The 20,288-nt window shown below is 42.1% G+C and carries 18 protein-coding genes and 1 riboswitch; of the genes, 13 read left to right on the forward strand and 5 right to left on the reverse strand.

What is annotated here, in order from left to right; translation table 11 throughout:
• Positions 1-245: 245 nt before the first annotated feature.
• The 4 genes from ACESTK_RS15990 (at position 246) to ACESTK_RS16005 (ending at position 4,183) form a co-directional block, all read left to right on the forward strand.
• Positions 246-938, forward strand: coding sequence for an iron-sulfur cluster assembly scaffold protein (locus ACESTK_RS15990; protein ID WP_118581434.1), 693 nt, complete (start codon positions 246-248; stop codon positions 936-938).
• A gap of 27 nt (positions 939-965) precedes the next feature.
• Positions 966-1,976 carry a GGGtGRT protein gene (locus tag ACESTK_RS15995; protein ID WP_118581437.1) on the forward strand — a complete coding sequence of 337 codons (1,011 nt, stop codon included), beginning with the start codon at positions 966-968 and terminating at the stop codon, positions 1,974-1,976.
• A gap of 669 nt (positions 1,977-2,645) precedes the next feature.
• Positions 2,646-3,128, forward strand: coding sequence for a Cys-tRNA(Pro) deacylase (ybaK, locus tag ACESTK_RS16000; RefSeq protein ID WP_118581456.1), 483 nt, complete (start codon positions 2,646-2,648; stop codon positions 3,126-3,128).
• 224 nt (positions 3,129-3,352) lie between these two features.
• Positions 3,353-4,183 carry a hypothetical protein gene (locus ACESTK_RS16005; protein WP_373120226.1) on the forward strand — a complete coding sequence of 277 codons (831 nt, stop codon included), beginning with the start codon at positions 3,353-3,355 and terminating at the stop codon, positions 4,181-4,183.
• A 154-nt stretch (positions 4,184-4,337) separates the two neighbouring features.
• Here the strand turns inward: ACESTK_RS16005 and ACESTK_RS16010 are convergent, their stop codons facing one another.
• Positions 4,338-5,978 (reverse strand): ABC-F family ATP-binding cassette domain-containing protein, encoded by a 1,641-nt coding sequence (locus ACESTK_RS16010; protein ID WP_118581462.1) that lies wholly within the window; start codon positions 5,976-5,978, stop codon positions 4,338-4,340.
• A 296-nt stretch (positions 5,979-6,274) separates the two neighbouring features.
• Between ACESTK_RS16010 and ACESTK_RS16015 the strand changes: the two genes are divergently transcribed.
• From ACESTK_RS16015 to ACESTK_RS16040, 6 genes are all read left to right on the forward strand, one after another.
• On the forward strand, positions 6,275-6,796 hold the full coding sequence (locus ACESTK_RS16015; protein WP_148462237.1) for a shikimate kinase: 522 nt from the start codon (positions 6,275-6,277) through the stop codon (positions 6,794-6,796).
• 154 nt (positions 6,797-6,950) lie between these two features.
• Positions 6,951-7,364 carry an Rrf2 family transcriptional regulator gene (locus tag ACESTK_RS16020; RefSeq protein WP_118581465.1) on the forward strand — a complete coding sequence of 138 codons (414 nt, stop codon included), beginning with the start codon at positions 6,951-6,953 and terminating at the stop codon, positions 7,362-7,364.
• Positions 7,365-7,566: 202 nt separating this feature from the next.
• A complete protein-coding gene (nifJ, locus tag ACESTK_RS16025) occupies positions 7,567-11,109 on the forward strand; it encodes a pyruvate:ferredoxin (flavodoxin) oxidoreductase (RefSeq protein WP_195588995.1) in 3,543 nt (1,180 codons plus the stop codon).
• A gap of 324 nt (positions 11,110-11,433) precedes the next feature.
• Positions 11,434-11,883 (forward strand): hypothetical protein, encoded by a 450-nt coding sequence (locus ACESTK_RS16030; protein ID WP_373120227.1) that lies wholly within the window; start codon positions 11,434-11,436, stop codon positions 11,881-11,883.
• On the forward strand, positions 11,874-12,122 hold the full coding sequence (locus tag ACESTK_RS16035; protein WP_243243789.1) for a hypothetical protein: 249 nt from the start codon (positions 11,874-11,876) through the stop codon (positions 12,120-12,122). The genes ACESTK_RS16030 and ACESTK_RS16035 overlap by 10 nt, the downstream gene beginning before the upstream one ends.
• A gap of 122 nt (positions 12,123-12,244) precedes the next feature.
• Positions 12,245-12,769, forward strand: a complete 525-nt coding sequence (locus ACESTK_RS16040) for a hypothetical protein (RefSeq protein WP_173719453.1) — start codon at positions 12,245-12,247, stop codon at positions 12,767-12,769.
• Positions 12,770-12,981: 212 nt separating this feature from the next.
• Here the strand turns inward: ACESTK_RS16040 and folK are convergent, their stop codons facing one another.
• The 4 genes from folK to folE form a co-directional block, all read right to left on the reverse strand.
• On the reverse strand, positions 12,982-13,815 hold the full coding sequence (gene folK, locus ACESTK_RS16045) for a 2-amino-4-hydroxy-6-hydroxymethyldihydropteridine diphosphokinase (RefSeq protein ID WP_373120228.1): 834 nt from the start codon (positions 13,813-13,815) through the stop codon (positions 12,982-12,984).
• A 114-nt stretch (positions 13,816-13,929) separates the two neighbouring features.
• A complete protein-coding gene (gene folP, locus ACESTK_RS16050) occupies positions 13,930-14,739 on the reverse strand; it encodes a dihydropteroate synthase (protein ID WP_373120230.1) in 810 nt (269 codons plus the stop codon).
• Positions 14,740-14,778: 39 nt separating this feature from the next.
• Complete coding sequence (locus ACESTK_RS16055) at positions 14,779-15,276, reverse strand: HD domain-containing protein (RefSeq protein ID WP_373120231.1); 498 nt, start codon at positions 15,274-15,276, stop codon at positions 14,779-14,781.
• Positions 15,273-15,830, reverse strand: coding sequence for a GTP cyclohydrolase I FolE (gene folE, locus ACESTK_RS16060; RefSeq protein ID WP_118581498.1), 558 nt, complete (start codon positions 15,828-15,830; stop codon positions 15,273-15,275). Before folE ends, ACESTK_RS16055 begins: the two co-directional genes overlap by 4 nt.
• Before the next feature lie 251 nt (positions 15,831-16,081).
• A riboswitch (THF riboswitch) is annotated at positions 16,082-16,178 on the reverse strand.
• A 133-nt stretch (positions 16,179-16,311) separates the two neighbouring features.
• Here folE and ACESTK_RS16065 point away from each other — a divergent pair.
• From ACESTK_RS16065 to ACESTK_RS16075, 3 genes are all read left to right on the forward strand, one after another.
• Positions 16,312-18,099, forward strand: coding sequence for an aminopeptidase P family protein (locus tag ACESTK_RS16065; RefSeq protein WP_195993099.1), 1,788 nt, complete (start codon positions 16,312-16,314; stop codon positions 18,097-18,099).
• Positions 18,100-18,195: 96 nt separating this feature from the next.
• Positions 18,196-18,657 carry an NUDIX domain-containing protein gene (locus tag ACESTK_RS16070; RefSeq protein WP_373120233.1) on the forward strand — a complete coding sequence of 154 codons (462 nt, stop codon included), beginning with the start codon at positions 18,196-18,198 and terminating at the stop codon, positions 18,655-18,657.
• A gap of 108 nt (positions 18,658-18,765) precedes the next feature.
• Entirely contained in the window at positions 18,766-19,986 is a 1,221-nt protein-coding gene (locus ACESTK_RS16075; protein ID WP_187565515.1) for a serpin family protein, read from the forward strand.
• The last annotated feature ends 302 nt before the right edge of the window (positions 19,987-20,288 follow it).

Here is a 20,288-nt window from a genome sequence, read left to right on the forward strand (position 1 = left end):
TATAAAGTATTTCCGGATGCTTTTTGCTATGAAAATTCCAGGTGGCAGCTGTGATCGGAATGTTCTTATGTAGTTTATCATGAAAATGAAATTTCTACAAGACAAGTTCAATAAATGGTACCGACAACTTTTTCGTAAATTTTGCAAAATATGACTAGACGAATGAAGGATTTTGTGAGAAAATAACACTAGGTTGTTAGGTCTTTAACAACGATTAAGTAATCAACACTGAAAGGAGTCTTAAAATGATTTACACTACTGAAGTTGAAAACATGTGCCCAGTAGCTAAGGGTGCAAAACATGAGCCAGCTCCGATCCCGGAAGAAGGCCAGTGGGTCCATGCAAAGAAAATTGAAGATATCTCTGGTTTTACACATGGTGTAGGCTGGTGTGCTCCTCAGCAGGGTGCCTGTAAACTGTCCTTAAATGTTAAGAATGGTGTAATCGAGGAAGCCCTTATTGAGACAATCGGATGCTCCGGTATGACACATTCTGCAGCTATGGCAGCAGAGGTTCTTCAGGGTAAGACAATTCTTGAAGCATTAAATACAGACCTTGTCTGTGATGCAATCAATACAGCAATGAGAGAACTGTTCCTTCAGATCGTTTACGGACGTACTCAGAGTGCTTTCTCTGATGACGGTCTTGCTGTTGGTGCAGGTCTTGAGGACCTTGGTAAAGGCCTTCGTTCCCAGGTTGGTACAATGTACGCTACCAAGGAAAAAGGAGTTCGTTACCTGGAAATGGCAGAGGGCTATGTAACAGGTATTGCTCTTGACGAAGACAACGAAGTAATCGGATATCAGTTCGTTTCTCTTGGAAAAATGACTGACTTTATCAAAAAAGGTGATGATCCTAACACTGCATGGGAGAAGGCAAAAGGTCAGTATGGCCGTGTAGCTGATGCTGTTAAGATTATTGACCCAAGAAAAGAGTAAGCCACAAGCGAAAGGAGACGAACAGAAATGGCATTATTTGAAGGATATGAGAGAAGAATTGCTCAGATCAATTCTGTATTAAATAGCTATGGAATCAGCTCTATCGAAGAAGCTGAGAAAATCACAAAAGACGCTGGTCTTGATGTATATGACCAGGTTAAGAAAATTCAGCCGATCTGCTTTGAGAATGCTGCATGGGCTTACACAGTAGGTGCTGCAATCGCAATCAAGAAAGGTTGCAAGAGAGCTGCTGACGCTGCTGCAGCTATCGGAGAAGGACTTCAGGCTTTCTGTATTCCTGGATCTGTTGCTGACCACAGAAAAGTAGGTCTTGGACATGGAAATCTTGGTAAAATGCTCCTTGAGGAAGAGACAGAGTGCTTCTGCTTCTTAGCAGGACATGAGTCTTTCGCAGCTGCTGAGGGTGCGATCGGTATCGCTGAGAAAGCAAACAAAGTACGTCAGAAACCATTACGTGTTATCCTGAACGGACTTGGAAAAGATGCTGCCCAGATCATTTCTCGTATCAACGGATTCACATTTGTTGAGACAAAATACGATTACAAAGAAGCTAAATTAAACGTAATCTATGAGAAACCATATTCAAACGGACTTCGTGCTACTGTAAAATGCTACGGTGCAGATGATGTTCAGGAAGGTGTTGCTATTATGCATCACGAGAACGTTGGTGTTTCCATCACTGGTAACTCCACTAACCCGACTCGTTTCCAGCATCCGGTTGCAGGTACATACAAGAAAGAATGTATCGAGCAGGGTAAAAAATACTTCTCCGTTGCTTCCGGCGGTGGTACAGGACGTACTCTTCACCCAGACAACATGGCAGCAGGTCCTGCTTCCTACGGTATGACAGATACTATGGGACGTATGCACTCTGATGCACAGTTCGCTGGATCCTCTTCCGTACCGGCTCACGTTGAGATGATGGGTCTTATCGGAATGGGTAACAACCCGATGGTTGGTGCTACTGTTGCTGTAGCTGTTTCTGTTGAGGAAGCTGCTAAGGCTGGTAAGTTCTAATAATTGAATAAACTATAATTGCTATATAGCAATAAAATTGGGCACTCTGTACAAAATACAGGGTGCTCATTTTTTATCCACAAAGTTAACATGCAGGCTCTGCCTGCGTCATGTCCACACAAACAATTTCGCGTGGGCAAAATGAGAGTGGAATTCTGAATGCATATATATAATGATACCAGTGTCAAAAGGTCAAAAAAGCTGTTCGTGCTTGCACGATAAGGCTTTTGAGCTTGGGACACGCCAAATATGAGAAAGTAGCGATTTACGCAGTAAATCAGCGGATTTCGAATATTTGGAGGATTGCGGGAGCAGCGTAGCTGCGTAGCAATCCGGGTATCAAATGAGTGTCAAAAGACCTTTTGACACTCATATCATATAATGTGGGTGCTAAAATTTGACTTCTACTCACAGAAATTTTCACAAACCCATCAAATCTCCCTCACAATTTCATCACAGATTCCAGGTATATTAATAATCAAACAAAGGCGATAACCTTTTTAATCGTATAGATCATATTTTCTTTCTCATACTTGCCAGGACTTTTTGATAAGTCCTGGCCCTCCTTTTTTTTCTGGGACAAAATCAGCCCGACAGATTCCATTGACGAAAACATAATTCTATGGTAAAACTTTACTATGCCAATACATTACAGGAGGTTGACCCGAAATGGCAAAAGAAGCAAAGACAAATGCAATGCGAATGCTGGACAGACAGAAGGTAAAGTATGAAACACTTGCTTATGAATGTGATGAATTTATTGATGGAATCCATTGTGCGGATATTACAGGAGCACCTTATGAGCAGTCCTTTAAAACGCTTGTGATGGAAGGGAAAAGCGGCGGATATTATGTATTTGTAGTTCCGATTGAGAAAGAAGTGGATCGTAAGGCAGCTGCCAAAGCAGTAGGAGAGAAGGCAGTTGATATGATCCATGTGAAAGATATTACGAAGATCACAGGCTATGTTCGCGGTGGCTGCAGCCCTATTGGAATGAAGAAACCTTTTCCCACGGTTTTTGATGCTTCGGCAGGAAATTTTCAGGAAATTTATGTAAGCGGGGGGAGAATCGGCCTGACCTTGAAAGTGCCGGTAGCGGATCTTCTGAAAGTGACAGGCGGCAAACTGGCTGCAATCACAGCAGAAGAGTAAGAAACATATATTTTACAGAAAACAAAGCGAAATATGCTAAAATATTTATAAAGAAAACACTGCATGCTGCTATATGCCAAATGCCTTTTTCAAACACACTCTGGCACAGTCAGCAGTGCGAATCAGAAACAAATGATAAAGTGTTCCTGATAAGGGTTCGGTAAGCAAAAGCCACCAGCAAATGTATTATATTAAGCTCGCAAGACGAGCAGCAAGGAGGATTTATGAGAGAAGGAAAGAAGTTTAAGAAACTATTGATCGGGGTCGCAGCGGCTGCTATGACCATGCTTTGTACCTTGCCGGTATCAGCGGCAACCAAATCGTTTAAACCAATCACAGTAAAAGCAGGCAGATGTATTCATTTATTGAATACCAATATTCAGTCAAATGCGATTACGAATTACAGTTACCGCATTCAGCCGCAGAGTTCCGGCACCAGATATGATATTGTATATGCATATGGCGGAGAAGCAGAAGCTTTGAAGGGCGCCAGAACAGATTCTGGCCAGATTATTAACAACACATACATTAAGAGCAGCACCTCTTCCAATCAAGGAATGATCGCCTGCCTTAAGGTTACATCAGGTTCTGTGAAACTTAGCGTGAAAATCACCTCACCGAATGCCAAGAGCAAGATTACAGCAGCATACCAGAGCTCCAGCCATAGTCCACTGAAGAACACAAGGACCATCAAGAAAGGTCAGTGGATCAAGATGACAAGAACCGGAAGCAATCTTTCTACTTTACCATTAATTGTTGCAGCTAAGAAGGGCGCTAACATTAATCGCAGATTAAACACAACCTCTTATGAAAATTACAGCTTCAAGTCCAAGTATGTGGCATTCAGACGCTACACCAATAAGAAGGGCGGCAAACTCTATAAGAGAAAATATCTGACTACCAATGGAAGAACCAAGTATCATTTTATGCTGATTCCACAGAGCTCTGCCGGAAGATCCTATACAGGTGTTCTGACCACGAAGAAAGGCAATGTAACTTATTACTATCCGTCTGATTATATCAAGGTAAGCGGATATGCAGGAAACAGTAAATAAACCCTGAACCCTTTTTTAAACACGCTCTAGAAAAGTAAACAGTGATATCTGCAAAAAGCTCCTCCTGCCAGTTGATTTGGCAGGAGGAGCTTTTTAAGAATGCGTTTGGAAAATTTGTGCGGTACATCTTGCGAAAAGACTTTTCAAACGCGCTTTAATTATCCTGAGCGTCTTCCTCAGTAATCTCAAAGACATGGCGCTTTTTAGCCATCTCATCACTTGCAAGATATTCGTCATAAGTAGTGATCTTGTCAATCATAGTACCATTTGGAAGAATTTCCATAATACGGTTTGCAGTTGTCTGAACAAACTGATGATCATGAGAGGTGAAAAGAATTACCCCCGGGAATTTGATCAGACCATTGTTCAATGCAGTGATGGACTCCATGTCCAGATGGTTAGTAGGCTCATCCAGAATCAGGATGTTGGCACCGGAAATCATCATTTTGGAAAGAAGGCAGCGAACCTTCTCACCACCGGAAAGTACGCGGACACGTTTCACACCATCCTCACCAGGGAAGAGCATACGTCCAAGGAAACCACGTACATAAGTGGCATCCTTAATCTCAGAATACTGTGTCAGCCAGTCTGTGATCGTAAGATCGTTATCGAATTCCTGAGTATTGTCTTTGGGAAAATAAGCCTGGGTGGTAGTGATTCCCCATTTGTAATTACCTTCATCCGGTTCCATTTCTCCAGTGATGATCTTGAAGAAAGTAGTGATCGCCTGCTCATTGGCACCAACGAAAGCAACCTTGTCCTCACGTCCAAGAGTGAAGGAAATGTTATCCAGAACCTTCACGCCATCAATGGTTTTGGAAAGATTTTCGACCATGAGAACTTCATTTCCAATTTCACGGTTTGGGCGGAAGTCGATGTAGGGATATTTACGGCTGGAAGGACGCATGTCATCCAGCTGGATCTTCTCAAGGGCTCTCTTACGGGAGGTTGCCTGCTTGGACTTGGAAGCGTTAGCGCTGAATCGGGAAATAAATTCCTGGAGCTCTTTGATCTTCTCTTCTTTTTTCTTGTTTGCTTCTTTCATCTGCTTGATCAGAAGCTGGCTGGATTCATACCAGAAATCATAGTTACCTGCGTACAGCTGAATTTTACCATAATCAATATCAGCAGTCTGTGTACAAACCTTGTTCAGGAAGTAACGGTCATGGGATACCACGATAACAGTATTATCAAAATTGATCAGGAATTCTTCAAGCCACTCAATCGCGGGAAGATCCAGATGGTTGGTAGGCTCATCCAGCAGCAGAATGTCAGGATTTCCGAAAAGTGCCTGTGCAAGAAGAACCTTGACCTTCATGCTACCGGTCAGGTCAGCCATCTGTGCATAGTGGAATTCAGTGTCAATTCCAAGACCGTTCAGAAGAGTAGCAGCATCGGATTCTGCTTCCCATCCGTTCATCTCTGCGAATTCACCTTCAAGCTCGCTGGCACGGATTCCGTCTTCGTCGGTAAAATCCTCCTTGGCGTAAATGGCTTCCTTCTCTTTCATGATCTCATAGAGACGAAGGTTACCCATAATTACAGTGTCGAGAACTGTATAGGCATCATATTTGAAGTGATCCTGCTGTAAAAAAGAGAGACGTTGTCCTGGTGTGATCACAATGTCGCCCTTGGTAGGCTCCAGCTGGCCGGAAAGAATCTTCAGAAATGTAGATTTTCCTGCACCGTTGGCTCCAATAAGACCGTAGCAGTTTCCTTCTGTAAATTTGATATTGACATCTTCGAAAAGAGCTTTCTTTCCAACTCGCAAAGTAATATTGTTTGCTGAAATCATATTTTCCTCCTATATTAAAACGTTATCCTTATAAATACACATATAATGATAAGTATAGCCGATTTTCATTTTATCGTAAACTGGCAAATTTGCAACAATTATTTCTTGTTTAAAGGCTGTTTTACAGCAGAAACATGGAGAAAACTTACAAAATCCAAAAACCTTAGACTTTACAAAAAAAAAAGCCGCTGTTATAATGGCTGAATATAATGCCAGAATGAATAAAAGCTCCGGAAGTTTTTTCTAAAAGGTAGTGTACGGTGCTGCTTCCCTGGCATTCAACTGGAGGAAAAATTATGCCGAAGAAACAGATATATCTTACCGGTTTTATGGGAACCGGTAAAAGTATGATCCTGAATTGCCTGCATGAGGTATGCGGTTTTGACAAAATTGAGATGGATGAGCAGATTGTTCAGGAACAGGGAATGAGCATTCCAGAAATTTTTGAAAAAAAAGGGGAAGAATATTTTCGGAATCTGGAGACCGAACTTGTAAAAAAAATTTCTGCCATGGATAATATCGTAGTATCGTGTGGCGGAGGAACTGTAATGCGTCAGTGCAATGTAGATGAGATGAAGAAGAATGGAACGATTGTTCTTTTGACAGCAGAACCAGAGACTGTTTACGAAAGAGTGAAAGGCAGCCACAACAGACCTCTTCTGGAAAAAAATATGAATCCGGAATACATAAAAGAATTGATGGAGGCAAGGCGTCCCAAGTATGAAGCTGCTGCAGACTTTGTTATAAAAACAGACAATCGGACAGCGGAAGAAATCTGCCTGGAAATAAATAAACGTCTAAAAACGGTCGATAACTAAAAATAGTGTGAAATTAATGTTAAAAAAATTAAAAAACTATTGAAATAGAAGTTGAAAATTGCTATAATTTGAACATACTGGGAGGGGAAGAGAAGAAAAGGGACATAATATAAGAATCAGTATGATTTGTGTCCAGTAAGGAGAAGGTACAGACATGTTTATTACAAGAGAGTGCGATTACGCAGCAAGAGTTCTTCGGGCACTGTCAGGGGAAACTCGCCTTAGCGTTAATGAAATCTGCGAGAAGGAATCCATTACCGCTCCCTTTGCCTATAAGATACTAAAGAAACTTCAGAAAGCCGGTATTGTGAAAGGATATCGCGGAGTCCATGGTGGATATGCCATGAATAAATCACTTGGTGAACTGACTCTGTTTGACGTATATAAGGCTATTGACCCGGATTTGTTCATTATAGAATGTATGGCTTCAGGTTATGAGTGTCCAACAGATGGAAAAGGAGATCATCTTCCTTGCTACATGCACAGAGAACTCTGTGAGATTCAGCAGGGGGTGTGGGAAATGCTTAAGAGAAAATCCCTTCAGGAAGTTCTCATGCCGGAAATGTAATATGCTAAAAAGCTGGTCAGACTCCATAAAGGAGTATCTGGCTGGCTTTTTTTATGCTTACTGGTAATCTTTGTATGTGATAATATACAAAAATCAAAATAGACATCATTGGAAGATTATGCTATAATGTCATATGGACTTTTAGACACATTGTGTCTAGAAATATTATTTTCATCATACCTTTAAGGAGGAAAAACAAACTATGGCAAGAAAGATGAAAACCATGGATGGTAACCATGCAGCCGCTCATGCATCATACGCTTTTTCTGATGTAGCTGCAATTTACCCGATCACCCCTTCATCTGTTATGGCTGAGGCTACAGACGAGTGGGCAACCCAGGGAAGAAAGAACATCTTTGGACAGGAAGTACAGGTAACAGAGATGCAGTCTGAGGCTGGTGCTGCTGGTGCAGTACACGGATCTCTTGCAGCTGGTGCCCTTACTACTACCTATACAGCATCCCAGGGTCTGTTACTGATGATCCCGAACCTTTACAAGATCGCTGGTGAGCAGCTTCCGGGTGTATTCAACGTATCCGCTCGTGCACTTGCTTCCCACGCACTTTCCATTTTCGGAGATCATTCCGATGTTATGGCCTGTCGTCAGACTGGTTGTGCAATGCTGTGTGAGTCTTCCGTACAGGAAGTTATGGACCTTACTCCGGTAGCACATCTTGCAGCAATCAAGGGAAAAGTTCCATTCATCAATTTCTTCGACGGATTCCGTACATCTCACGAGATCCAGAAGATTGAGACATGGGATTATGAAGACCTGAAAGATATGGCAGATATGGACGCTATCCAGGCATTCCGTGATCACGCACTGAATCCGAACCATCCATGTCAGAGAGGTTCCGCTCAGAACCCGGATATCTTCTTCCAGGCAAGAGAGGCATGTAACCCATACTACGATGCTCTTCCGGCAGTCGTACAGGAGTACATGGACAAAGTTAACGCTAAGATCGGTACTGATTACAAGCTGTTCAACTACTATGGAGCAGCAGACGCAGAGCACGTTATCGTAGCTATGGGTTCTGTAAACGATACGATCGAGGAGACAATCGACTACTTAATGGCAGCTGGCAGAAAAGTTGGTGTTGTTAAAGTTCGTCTTTACAGACCATTCTGCGCACAGGCTCTTATCGATGCTATTCCTGAGACAGTTAAACAGATCACAGTTCTGGACAGAACAAAAGAGCCAGGAGCTCAGGGCGAGCCTCTGTATCTTGATGTTGTTGCTGCACTTAAGAACAGCAAATTTGACGGCGTTAAGATCTTCTCCGGACGTTACGGACTTGGTTCCAAGGACACAACACCGGCTCAGATCGTAGCTGTTTATGACAATGCTGAGAAAGAGAAATTTACTCTTGGTATCGTTGATGATGTTACAAACCTTTCCCTTGAGACAGGCGCTCCGCTTGTAACCACTCCAGAGGGAACAACAAACTGTAAGTTCTGGGGACTTGGTGCTGATGGTACTGTAGGTGCTAACAAGAACTCCATCAAGATCATCGGTGACAATACAGATATGTACGCTCAGGCATACTTTGATTATGACTCCAAGAAGTCAGGTGGTGTTACAATGTCCCACCTTCGTTTTGGTAAGAAACCGATCAAATCTACCTACCTGATCCACAAAGCAAACTTTGTAGCATGCCACAATCCGTCCTATGTGAACAAATATAACATGGTACAGGAACTGGTTGACGGCGGTACATTCCTTCTGAACTGTGCATGGGATATGGAAGGTCTTGAAAAACATCTTCCAGGACAGGTTAAGGCATTCATCGCTAACCACGGTATCAAATTCTACACCATCGACGGTGTTAAGATCGGTATTGAGACTGGCATGGGACCAACACGTATCAACACAATCCTTCAGTCCGCATTCTTCAAACTTACCGGAATCATTCCGGAGGAGCAGGCTATCGAGCTTATGAAGGCTGCTGCGAAAGCAACATACGGACGTAAAGGTGATGATGTTGTTCAGAAGAACTGGGCAGCTATCGATGCTGGTGCTAAGCAGGTTGTTGAGATTCAGGTTCCAGAGAGCTGGAAAGATGCTGCAGACGAGGGTCTTCATATGACTCACGCTACAGAGGGACGTCAGGAAGTTGTTGATTTCGTTAACAACATCCAGGCTAAGGTTAATGCTCAGGAAGGTAATACACTGCCTGTATCTGCATTTAAAGATTATGTTGACGGTACTACACCATCCGGTGCTGCTGCATACGAGAAACGTGGTATCGCTGTAAATATCCCTGTATGGAATCCGGAGAACTGTATCCAGTGTAACAGATGTGCTTATGTCTGCCCGCACGCAGTTATCCGTCCGGTAGCTCTTACAGCTGAAGAGGCTGCAAATGCTCCAGAGGGAATCAAGACATTACCAATGACTGGTATGAAAGATGAGTATCAGTTCACAATGACTGTATCCGCTCTTGACTGTACAGGATGTGGTTCCTGTGCGAACGTCTGCCCAGGCAAGAAAGGTGCTAAGGCACTTGCTATGGAAAACCTTGAAGCAAACATGGGAGAGCAGAAATACTTCGATTACGGTGTAACTCTTCCGGTTAAAGAAGACGTTATCGCTAAATTCAAAGAGACAACTGTTAAGGGAAGCCAGTTCAAACAGCCGCTTCTTGAGTTCTCAGGAGCTTGTGCTGGATGTGGTGAGACACCTTACGCAAAACTGATCACCCAGCTGTTTGGTGACAGAATGTACATTGCAAACGCTACAGGATGCTCCTCTATCTGGGGTAACTCCTCACCTTCTACACCATATACCGTAAATGCTAAGGGACAGGGTCCTGCATGGGGCAACTCCTTATTTGAGGATAATGCTGAGTTCGGTTATGGTATGCTTCTTGCTCAGAAAGCTATCCGTGATGGCCTGAAAGCAAAAATTGAAGATGTTGTAGCTAACGGTGACAATGCAGACGTTAAAGCTGCTGGTCAGGAATGGCTGGATACTTTCGCATGCGGTGCTACCAACGGCGCAGCAACAGAGAAACTGGTTGCAGCTCTTGAGGCTTGCGGATGCGACAAAGCAAAAGACATTCTTACACAGAAAGACTTCCTTGCTAAGAAATCCCAGTGGATCTTCGGTGGTGACGGATGGGCTTACGATATCGGATTCGGTGGTGTTGACCATGTTCTCGCAAGCGGACGTGACATCAACGTTATGGTATTCGATACAGAGGTTTACTCCAACACAGGCGGACAGTCTTCCAAGTCTACACCTACAGGTGCGATCGCACAGTTCGCAGCTGGCGGTAAAGAGACCAAGAAGAAAGATATGGCTTCTATCGCAATGAGCTATGGTTATGTATATGTTGCTCAGATCTCTATGGGAGCTGACTTCAACCAGGCTATCAAAGCAATTGCAGAGGCAGAGGCTTATCCGGGACCATCACTTATCATCGCATACGCTCCATGTATCAACCATGGTATCAAGAAAGGTATGTCAAAAGCTCAGACAGAGGAAGAGCTTGCTGTTAAGTGTGGATACTGGCACAACTTCCGCTTCAACCCAGCTGCTGAGGGAAGCAAGTTCAGCCTTGATTCCAAAGCACCGGATATGACAGATTATCAGGAATTCCTGAACGGTGAGGTTCGTTACAACTCCTTACAGCGTCAGAATCCAGAGAAAGCTGCCAGACTGTTCGCTAAGAACCAGTCCGAGGCTAAGGCAAGATACGAGTATCTGCAGAAGCTGATCACTCTGTACGGAACAGAGGAATAAGAATTTTTCGCGGCAAGTCCGCATTATAAATATATAATATAAACATGTAATGTTTATTATGTCGTAGCGTAAAGTGAGCCTGCGATACTGCCTGAAAAGGGTGGTATCACAGGCTTTTCTTGTGTGGATTAAATTCTGGGTGGCTACGGTGACTGACGTAGGCGCAGCAGATGAAAAATCAGACAAGTCAATATGGCGGTTGCTTAATATTCGATGTACCCGATCGGTTCAGTTACTGTCAGAAGTGCTAGTGCAAATAGGAAAGCATTCACGTATAATGAAAATAACAAAAAACACGATAATAACAAGAAAGGAGATGTTTTTATGAACAAAAAAATGAGACTGTGGGTGGCTGGAACAGTTGGAGTCTTAATGACAGGCCTGATGAGCGTGAATGCTTATGCACTTGAAGAAAAGGATGTTATTGGAACCTGGTATGTAAATGAGCTTTCCATGGGTGGAGACATTTTGTTTCATCCAGGAGTAATGGGAATGGAAGTGACCGTGGATATTAAAGAAGGCGGTCAGATGGAAACCATAACGTCTTACAGTGGGGAAGAACCAGAGGCAGATCAATCAGAGTGGAAAATAGAAAATGATAAATTGTTGATGACTTATAGCAATCAAACGGTAGAATGTGAGTATGCTGATGGCAAAATAACGATAACTGCAGATGGAACGACAATGATCCAGCGGAAGCCTACTGCTATGATTTTTCAATATATTATGATTGGGATGAGTATCAATCAGAGTATGATTATTCATTGGATATAAATATTGCCAGGGACTTGATTGCGCAAACAGACGAAGTTAGTTATTACCTTGGTCTTGGAATGTCCCTGTGGTATACCGGTACGGAGGAGTATATTGAGGGAAGAAACTGTCCGGTATTTGTTATAGGGACAGATCATGAGGAACATTTTACAAAAGAAAAATATTATGCGGCAGGAGATAATGTGGTTTATTATTACGATCCGTTAGGCGATGCGTGGCTTTTGCTGGGAGCTGGCTGACAGACGGATTTTGGTATATGCTGACAGAAGATTCATCAGGGCGTGCAGATTGCAGGAATGATTTTTTAAACAGGCTTTCGTATATAACGGAGATTGATTAATTGGGGAAAGAGGAAACAGACATGAATGATTTTTTAACAGAAAAGAATAAAAAAACAGGAGTGTTAGGAAAACTGAAATGGGTTCTTTGTGGCTTCTGTATACTTTTTACTCTGGGAGCTATTGGCGCAGCAGAGAAATATATTGGTGAAGGACGCTGGGGAATGGCAGCAACGGAGATTATACTGGGATTGTTATTTTTGTATCCCACCTTCCGGGAAATCCAGAAAGCATTGAAGAAGAAAAAAGCCAGAGAAATAGCCTGTTGGTTTGAATCTTATGCCCAGAGCACGCTCTCATTTGAGAAGTTTGAGACTGAGATGGGAAAAGATGCTGTAAGGAAATTGGAAAAAATGATTGCCAAAGGGTATATTCGAAATATTCAGATAGACAGAGAAGAAAATTATATATTGATTACTGCACCAAACAGACGTGTGAATGAGAAGATTTATATTACAGTTACCTGTCCCAGCTGCGGTGCAAAGAATCAGATAATAAAAGGCCGCCTGTGCAACTGTGAATATTGCGGACAGCGTCTCACTTCCTGACAGCAGATGCGAATTATTACACAAGGGGCTGCCTGTTTTCCGGCAGCCCCAATGTTAGATTGTCACTTGTTAAGTTGGTTAAACCGCTGTATACGGAACCGTACGGTGGCGTGATAGCACGGATTACGAATGCGGTCGGCAGCTGTGGGAGCGTCATAGGCGCGGAACAGCTGACTTTCATATGTGATGTCGCCGGTAGGCGACATGTTCGTTTAGCGGCAAAGAAGAATATTTAAAAGCTGTGAAATTGTCTGATTTAGTACAGGATGCCTGAGGTAAGGGGCAATCTGGTTCATAGGAGCCAGCACAAAGTCACGATTCTGTATATCCGGATGGGGGATGTGAAGATCTGCAGTATCAATGATTTCCTGATCATAAAAGAGAATATCCAGATCCAGAGTACGAGGACCCCAGTGAATAATACGTTCCCGGTTTGCCTCCTGTTCCAGCTGATGAAGACGTTCCAGCAATTCTTCCGGTGAAAGAAGGGTACGCATTTTCAAAACTCCATTCAGAAATTCATCCTGATCGGTAACACCATAAGGTTCTGTTACAAGATAATCAGAAACGGCCTCTATCCGGCATCCTTTTGTTTTATTCAAACCACGTATCCCATTGTCGATGAACAGCTTTTTATCTCCCATATTAGAGCCAAAAGCAATGTATGCAGTATGCCATTTTCTTGTGATTTCCACAGATACGGTTTTCAGTGGAAGACCAACAGGAGCCCATGGCTTTTCAATTTTCAGTGTGATCTGTTCCAGACCGGAAAGAGAGTCGAGCAGCATCTCTGCAAGATTTTCTGCAAGCGCTTCCAGAAGCTTAAAAGTATGTTTTCTGGTGAAATCTGTAATCATGTGGCTGACTTCCCCGTAATTGATAGAAGCAGACAGATCGTCCGTTAACCCGGCCTGACGTGTGTGGGTAAAGAGGGTGGCAGAAATAACAAATTTTTGTCCAAGTACATTTTCTTCCGGATAGACACCATGGTTGGCAAAAATTTCCAGTTCTTTAATTTCTATTTTATCAAATCTGGTTTCATCCATAACAGTTGTTCCTTTCTGTTGACTATTTACAATTTTGAGGAATTTGAACGCAATCGTTTCGCGACTGCGTTCATGAGCAAGTAGCAAAGCGGATTGCGAATGTCCTCTTTACTCTCAATTACAACCCCAAATTGCTTCTGTCATCTGGATCACGCGTCTGTTCTCCTTGACATCATGAACACGCACAAAAGAACAGCCCTTCATCACACCAATTACACTGGTAGCCAGTGTTCCCTCTACACGCTGGTCTACAGGCAGGTCAAGTGCCAGTCCGATCATCGACTTGCGTGAGGTGCCAAGAAGAACCGGAAAGCCCAGATTCTTAAAAAGCTCCAGATAATTCATAGTTTCCAGATTCATCTCAAATGTTTTTCCAAATCCAACCCCTGGATCGAGAATGATTTTCTCATCTTTGATTCCTGCTTTTCTTGCAAGATTGACACATTCCTGTGTCTCAGAAAGCATATCAATGAGAAAATTGTTATATTCTGTATTGGACTTATTGTGCATGAGACAGCATGCAACATCATATTTGGCAATTACAGCTCCCATTTCAGAATCATATTTTAATCCCCAGATATCGTTGACCAGATCTGCACCGGCCTGAATCGCACTTTCTGCCACGCTGCTTTTGAAGGTATCTACAGAAATGGGAATGTCAAAACGTTTTCTGACCGCTTCGATAACGGGCAAAACTCTCTGAGCTTCTTCCTCTGCACTGACCGGCGTGTGTCCGGGACGCGTAGACTCCCCGCCAATATCGATAATATCCGCACCATCCGCGATCATGGCTTCTGTATGCCGCAAAGCTTCATCTAAATGATTCCATTTCCCGCCATCGGAAAAAGAATCAGGAGTAATATTTAAAATTCCCATTATATAAGTGTGATTTTGTGTATCAAAAAAACGATTTCCAATTTTCATAAATAGAAACCATCCTTTCTGTTAGATTTTTTAGAAGGCTTAATATTCAATTGTCAGATTTTTTTTCTCAGAAGGCCAGTAACATTCTGAAGCTGCTGAACATGAAAAACAATTTCTGGACTTTTTATCAGCCTTATATAGCAGCATAGCCAACACATTATCAGATCCATCCGTCCTGTGCTGACTGATCGCAGATAATATTTCCTCTTTTTCCTGCTCTTTAAAATGCAGATCTGCCAGAATCTTTCCGGCTATTTCAGCTCCTGCAATGTCATGAGAAATACCCGACAGATATTGCTGCGCACGGCCAATGTCATGAAGAAGAGCAGTGGCATAAATGATTTCCCTGGACAGATTAAGCTTGTTTTCCAGAGAATAAATATACATCAGCCTGGCAACATCCAGAAAGTGTTCCGGCGTATGTCTGCAGAAAATACGATCTTTTTCAAGCTCCTGTATTTTCTCACAGTGCTTTTGATAAAGGGGATGCCGCCAGATTAAAGAAATACGGTTTGTTTCAGAAAAAGAACTGCTCATTTTCCGACCATGGAAAGGAACATTTTCTGCAGCTCCTTATCTTCTTTGAAGGCTCCGCGGGTTACAGTTGTAATTGTTTTGCTTCCTGGCTTTTTAACGCCTCGCATGGTCATGCAGGTGTGTTCTGCTTCCAGCATAACCATAATTCCCTTCGGAGAGAGGGCACGCTCCAGAGCGTCCGCAATCTGTACTGTGAGGCGTTCCTGGATCTGCGGTCTTCTGGCATAAACCTCTACCGTACGTGCCAGCTTGCTTAATCCTGTGACTTTTCCATCGGGAATATAAGCCAGGTGCGCCTTACCATAAAAAGGCATCAGATGATGCTCGCACATAGAGTAAAAAGTAATATCTTTTTCCAATACGATCTCATTATTTTCTACTGGAAACTGCTTCAGTAAATGGTGATCTGCTTCCTGATCGAGACCACCGTAAATTTCCTCGCACATACGTGCAATTCTGTCGGGAGTATCAATCAGTCCCTCCCGGGTAATATCCTCACCGATTCCTTCCAGAAGCAGGCGGATGGCCTGTTCTACTTTTTGTTTGTCAACCATTAAAAATAACCTCCTTTGTATTTGATTGCGGAGACTATCCTTTTTTGATAAAACCGGGGAAGGATTTTCGAATTCGAATATCTGCCTGCTTAATACGCAAAAAAGGATATCTCCAATTGTGATAGAATGTATGTCGAAAACATTCCCTTGAGCCTGTTAAAAAACGTTTCCACAAATCGCAATGTGCATCTTGCAGAAAGCTCCTTTCGGGCAGGCTCTGACACAATATGAGATATCCCTCTTATAGTGCTTGCAACGGGTGCGGATAATATACCGTAAGACGTGCTTTTCGTTTCAGTGACAACTCCCCATTCACCGAACACTTGACGCATAAAATCCTATTTTGCATATCATTCATTTCGAAAGTTAGTATATCACGTCTTTTGGGAATAGAAAAGTGTTTTTTCTTAAACAGGTTGCGAAAGGGTAACGTGGATATTATAATAGGAATAGACAAAATTCACTGGAAGGAGTCAGTTTTATGACAGTTAAAGAACGAATCACCGCACTTCGGGAAGTAATGGCAGAGAAGAAAATAGATGCTTATCTTGTTCCCACAGATGATTTTCATGCATCTGAATATGTAGGAGAATACTTTAAGTGCAGAAAATATATTACAGGTTTTACCGGATCTGCCGGCAGAGCAGTCATCATGCAGGATATGGCTGGATTGTGGACAGATGGAAGATATTTCATCCAGGCGGCCGCACAGCTGGAGGGAACGGGTGTAGAGCTTTTTAAAATGGGAGAACCAGATGTTCCCACTGTGCACCAGTTTCTGGAAGAAAAATTAGGCGAGGGAATGTGCCTTGGTTTTGACGGAAGAACCGTCAGCGCCGAAGAAGCAGATGAACTGGCCGAACTTCTTGCAAAAAAAGGAGCCACTCTTCAGACGGATTCTGATCTGGTAGGAGAAATCTGGGAAGATCGTCCGGCACTTTCCTGCGAACCGGTTATGGAACTGGATGTAAAATGGGCAGGCGAATCCCGTGCTGACAAATGTGGAAGAATCCGTAAATCAATGGAAGAGAAAGGTGCAGATGGATTTGTACTGACTTCTCTGGATGACATTGCATGGCTGCTGAATATTCGTGGCGGCGATGTACATTGCTGTCCGGTTGTTCTCTCTTATTTGGTCATGACCAAAACAGAAATCAGGCTGTTTGCAAATGAAAAAGCATTTTCGGCTTCAATTCTGGACGCATTATCTAAGGATGGCGTAACCATTTTGCCCTATGACAGCATTTATGAATATGTAAAAACATTTGAGAAAGACATGACAGTTCTTCTTTGTAAAAAGAAAGCCAACTGTCGTCTGGTAAACAGTATTCCGAAGGAAGTAACGATTCTGGATGAAGCCAACCTGACTTTTCTTCCAAAATCAATTAAAAATCCAGTAGAAGTAGAAAATGAACGTATCGCTCATATCAAAGACGGAGTTGCGCTTACCAAATTCATCTGCTGGCTAAAGAAAAATGTTGGCAAAATTCCAATAACAGAGTTAAGCGCAGGAGAGAAGCTGTACAGCTTCCGTGCCCAGCAGGAGAACTTTATCGACAACAGCTTTGACCCCATTATTTCTTATGGCATTCATGCTGCAATCAACCATTATTCTGCCACACCAGAGACAGATATTGCCATTGAGCCTGGCAATTTCCTTCTGGCAGATACAGGCGGACACTATTACGAAGGTACTACAGATACCACCCGCACAATTGTTATGGGCTCTGTGAATGACGAGCAGAAGAAATATTTTACCGCTGTTTTACGTGGCATGCTGAACCTTGGAAATGCCAAATTCCGTTATGGCTGTACTGGTGTAAATCTGGATTATCTGGCGCGTGGTCCGTTATGGGAAATGGGACAGGATTTTAATCATGGAACAGGACATGGAGTTGGTTATCTTCTGAATGTTCATGAAGGACCAAACAGCTTCCGCTGGAGAATTATTCAGGGAGATAATGCAGTACTGGAAGAGGGTATGATCACATCAGATGAGCCTGGATACTATGTGGAAAACCAATATGGAATCCGCCACGAAAACCTGCTTGTATGCAAAAAAGCAGAGAAAACCTCATTTGGCCAGTTTATGTGCTTTGAACATCTGACTATGGTACCGTTTGATCTGGATGCTGTTGTTCCCGAGCTGATGACTGTGCAGGAACGGGCACTTCTTAATAATTATCATGCACAGGTATATAAAAAGATTTCTCCATATCTGGAAGAAGAGGAAAAAGAATGGCTGAAAGAAGCTACACGCGAAATCTGATTTAAAACAGTAAACAGGGGCATGTATAAAACTGATATGCATCGCCCTTGTTTTATATTTTACAGAAAAAAGCAGTGCCTGCGGGAAGGAGAATAAATGACAATAACTACTTTATGCTATATCGAAAACGATGGCAAATATTTGATGCTTCACAGAGTAAAAAAGCAAAATGACATGAACGAAGGCAAATGGATCGGTGTAGGTGGACATACAGAAGATCAGGAATCCCCTGAAGAATGTCTTCTGCGTGAAGTAAAAGAAGAAACAGGACTCACACTTACTTCCTACAAATTTCGTGGCCTGGTAACCTTTATAAACAGCGAATGTGAATCTGAGCTTATGTGTGTATTTACAGCTGATGGATATACCGGGGAACTGATTGAATGCAATGAAGGCGAACTATGCTGGGTTGATAAGAAAATAGTGCCAGAGCTTCCTACATGGGAAGGTGATAAAGTTTTTCTGAACCTGCTTCTTTCAGAGGAAAAACGTTTTTTCTCTGTTAAACTACAATATGAGGGAGAGCTGCTTGTAAATACGGAAATTCGCTTATACTAAATGAAAATTAATATAACAGAAAGAAGAAACAAATATGTTAAAATAAAACAAAAACTTGCAGAAAACCTTTGCAAAAAGGACTTCATCGACCGTACAAGGAGGTTATACATGAATAAAATAAAACTTTTTGCCGGAGCACTGACGTTCATGACAACCATGGCTCCTCCAATCCATGTATATGCTGCCACAGCCAGTCACGCAGAATTAAATGCAGCTGAAAAGAACATTGATCTTGATAAATCAGTTAATCTGCAGAATTCTATTAACCTTACAGATGAAATAGCCAAAGAAAATCAGGATTCCAATATAATGTTCAGCCCCACAAGCCTTAACTTCGCCCTTGGCATGATTGCAGAAGGTGCCAAGGGCGAAACGAAAAACGCATTAAATGAATATTTAGGAACCGATGATTTTGCAGCATATGCCAGAAAGTATATGAATGTAATTAAAAGCTATAATACAGAAGACGAAAATTATGGTTATACATCGAAATTAAAAATTGCAGATGCTTTATGGGTAAATCGGGGACTGACTCTGCAGGAACAATTTCAAAAAAATGCAGAAGATAATTTTGAAGCAAAGGCTGAAATTCTTGATTTTTCTGATAAAGAAAACACATGCAACACTATTAATGCATGGTGCAATGAAAATACAGATGGGCTGATTCCGGAAATTATGAAACCTGACATGCTTAATGAAAACAGTGAATTGTGTCTCACCAATTCATTGTATTTTGAATCCGGATGGTCCCAGGATCCATGGGATGTTTCTGACGAAAAAGAAAAATTCGGCGATAACGAAGAAACAAAGTACATGACAAGCATCGGTGATAATTACTATGAAAATGATGCGGCAACAGCATTTGAAAAATACTATGCAAATAATCTGAGCTTCATTGGAATTTTGCCGAAAGCAGAAGGAGATTTTACTCTTGATGAGCTGGATATTGAAGGACTTCTGAAATCAGAACCGGAATACGATGAAGTTAACTGTAAAATGCCTAAGTTGAATTTTGAAACAACCGCTGAGTTAAGTGATATTCTCAGCAGAATAGGACTTGAGAATGTTTTTTCAGACGATGCTGATTTTTCAGGCATTGCAGATAAAGCGGTCCATGTCAGTTCTGTTTTACAGAAAACAAAGCTGGAACTAGACGAAAATGGAACTAAGGCTGCCGCTGTGACTGCAGTGACAATGGAATGCATGTCTGCAATGGATACGGATCCGATTATAAAAGATGTTGAGCTGACACGGCCATTTGCATTTCTGATCTACGACAGTGCAAATGAGGAAGTGCTGTTTATGGGAAAAGTTCTAACGTTACAGTGACAGAAATTCTTTCATTATGAAAACAATTTAATTAAAAAATGAAAGAAAATATATTTGATGTATATTATGGCGTACTTGTTATGATAGGACTTTTCAGATTGAGTGTTTTATTGGGCTGCAATATGGAGATTGCTGCGAAAAAATCTAAAAGATTTTTGTAAGATTTTGTAAAAAGTGCTTGACGATTCCTTGCAATAGTGGTATAGTAAATAAGCTGTCGCAAGGAATTGCTTCTGAAATGCTGAAAAATAAAATAGTTTTCAGAAAATTTAAATTAACTGTTGACAAATGACTGAACTTAT

Origin of the sequence: Ruminococcus sp. Marseille-P328, assembly GCF_964249465.1 — a bacterium.
GTDB lineage: Bacteria > Bacillota > Clostridia > Lachnospirales > Lachnospiraceae > Blautia_A > Blautia_A faecis.

Bases quoted from the DNA above. Each gene is read 5' to 3' on its own strand.
- ACESTK_RS15990 (WP_118581434.1), top strand. From the start codon at position 246: ATGATTTACACTACTGAAGTTGAAAACATGTGCCCAGTAGCTAAGGGT.
- ACESTK_RS15995 (WP_118581437.1), top strand. From the start codon at position 966: ATGGCATTATTTGAAGGATATGAGAGAAGAATTGCTCAGATCAATTCT.
- ybaK (WP_118581456.1), top strand. From the start codon at position 2,646: ATGGCAAAAGAAGCAAAGACAAATGCAATGCGAATGCTGGACAGACAG.
- ACESTK_RS16005 (WP_373120226.1), top strand. From the start codon at position 3,353: ATGAGAGAAGGAAAGAAGTTTAAGAAACTATTGATCGGGGTCGCAGCG.
- ACESTK_RS16010 (WP_118581462.1), bottom strand. From the start codon at position 5,978: ATGATTTCAGCAAACAATATTACTTTGCGAGTTGGAAAGAAAGCTCTT.
- ACESTK_RS16015 (WP_148462237.1), top strand. From the start codon at position 6,275: ATGCCGAAGAAACAGATATATCTTACCGGTTTTATGGGAACCGGTAAA.
- ACESTK_RS16020 (WP_118581465.1), top strand. From the start codon at position 6,951: ATGTTTATTACAAGAGAGTGCGATTACGCAGCAAGAGTTCTTCGGGCA.
- nifJ (WP_195588995.1), top strand. From the start codon at position 7,567: ATGGCAAGAAAGATGAAAACCATGGATGGTAACCATGCAGCCGCTCAT.
- ACESTK_RS16030 (WP_373120227.1), top strand. From the start codon at position 11,434: ATGAACAAAAAAATGAGACTGTGGGTGGCTGGAACAGTTGGAGTCTTA.
- ACESTK_RS16040 (WP_173719453.1), top strand. From the start codon at position 12,245: ATGAATGATTTTTTAACAGAAAAGAATAAAAAAACAGGAGTGTTAGGA.
- folK (WP_373120228.1), bottom strand. From the start codon at position 13,815: ATGGATGAAACCAGATTTGATAAAATAGAAATTAAAGAACTGGAAATT.
- folP (WP_373120230.1), bottom strand. From the start codon at position 14,739: ATGAAAATTGGAAATCGTTTTTTTGATACACAAAATCACACTTATATA.
- ACESTK_RS16055 (WP_373120231.1), bottom strand. From the start codon at position 15,276: ATGAGCAGTTCTTTTTCTGAAACAAACCGTATTTCTTTAATCTGGCGG.
- folE (WP_118581498.1), bottom strand. From the start codon at position 15,830: ATGGTTGACAAACAAAAAGTAGAACAGGCCATCCGCCTGCTTCTGGAA.
- ACESTK_RS16065 (WP_195993099.1), top strand. From the start codon at position 16,312: ATGACAGTTAAAGAACGAATCACCGCACTTCGGGAAGTAATGGCAGAG.
- ACESTK_RS16070 (WP_373120233.1), top strand. From the start codon at position 18,196: ATGACAATAACTACTTTATGCTATATCGAAAACGATGGCAAATATTTG.
- ACESTK_RS16075 (WP_187565515.1), top strand. From the start codon at position 18,766: ATGAATAAAATAAAACTTTTTGCCGGAGCACTGACGTTCATGACAACC.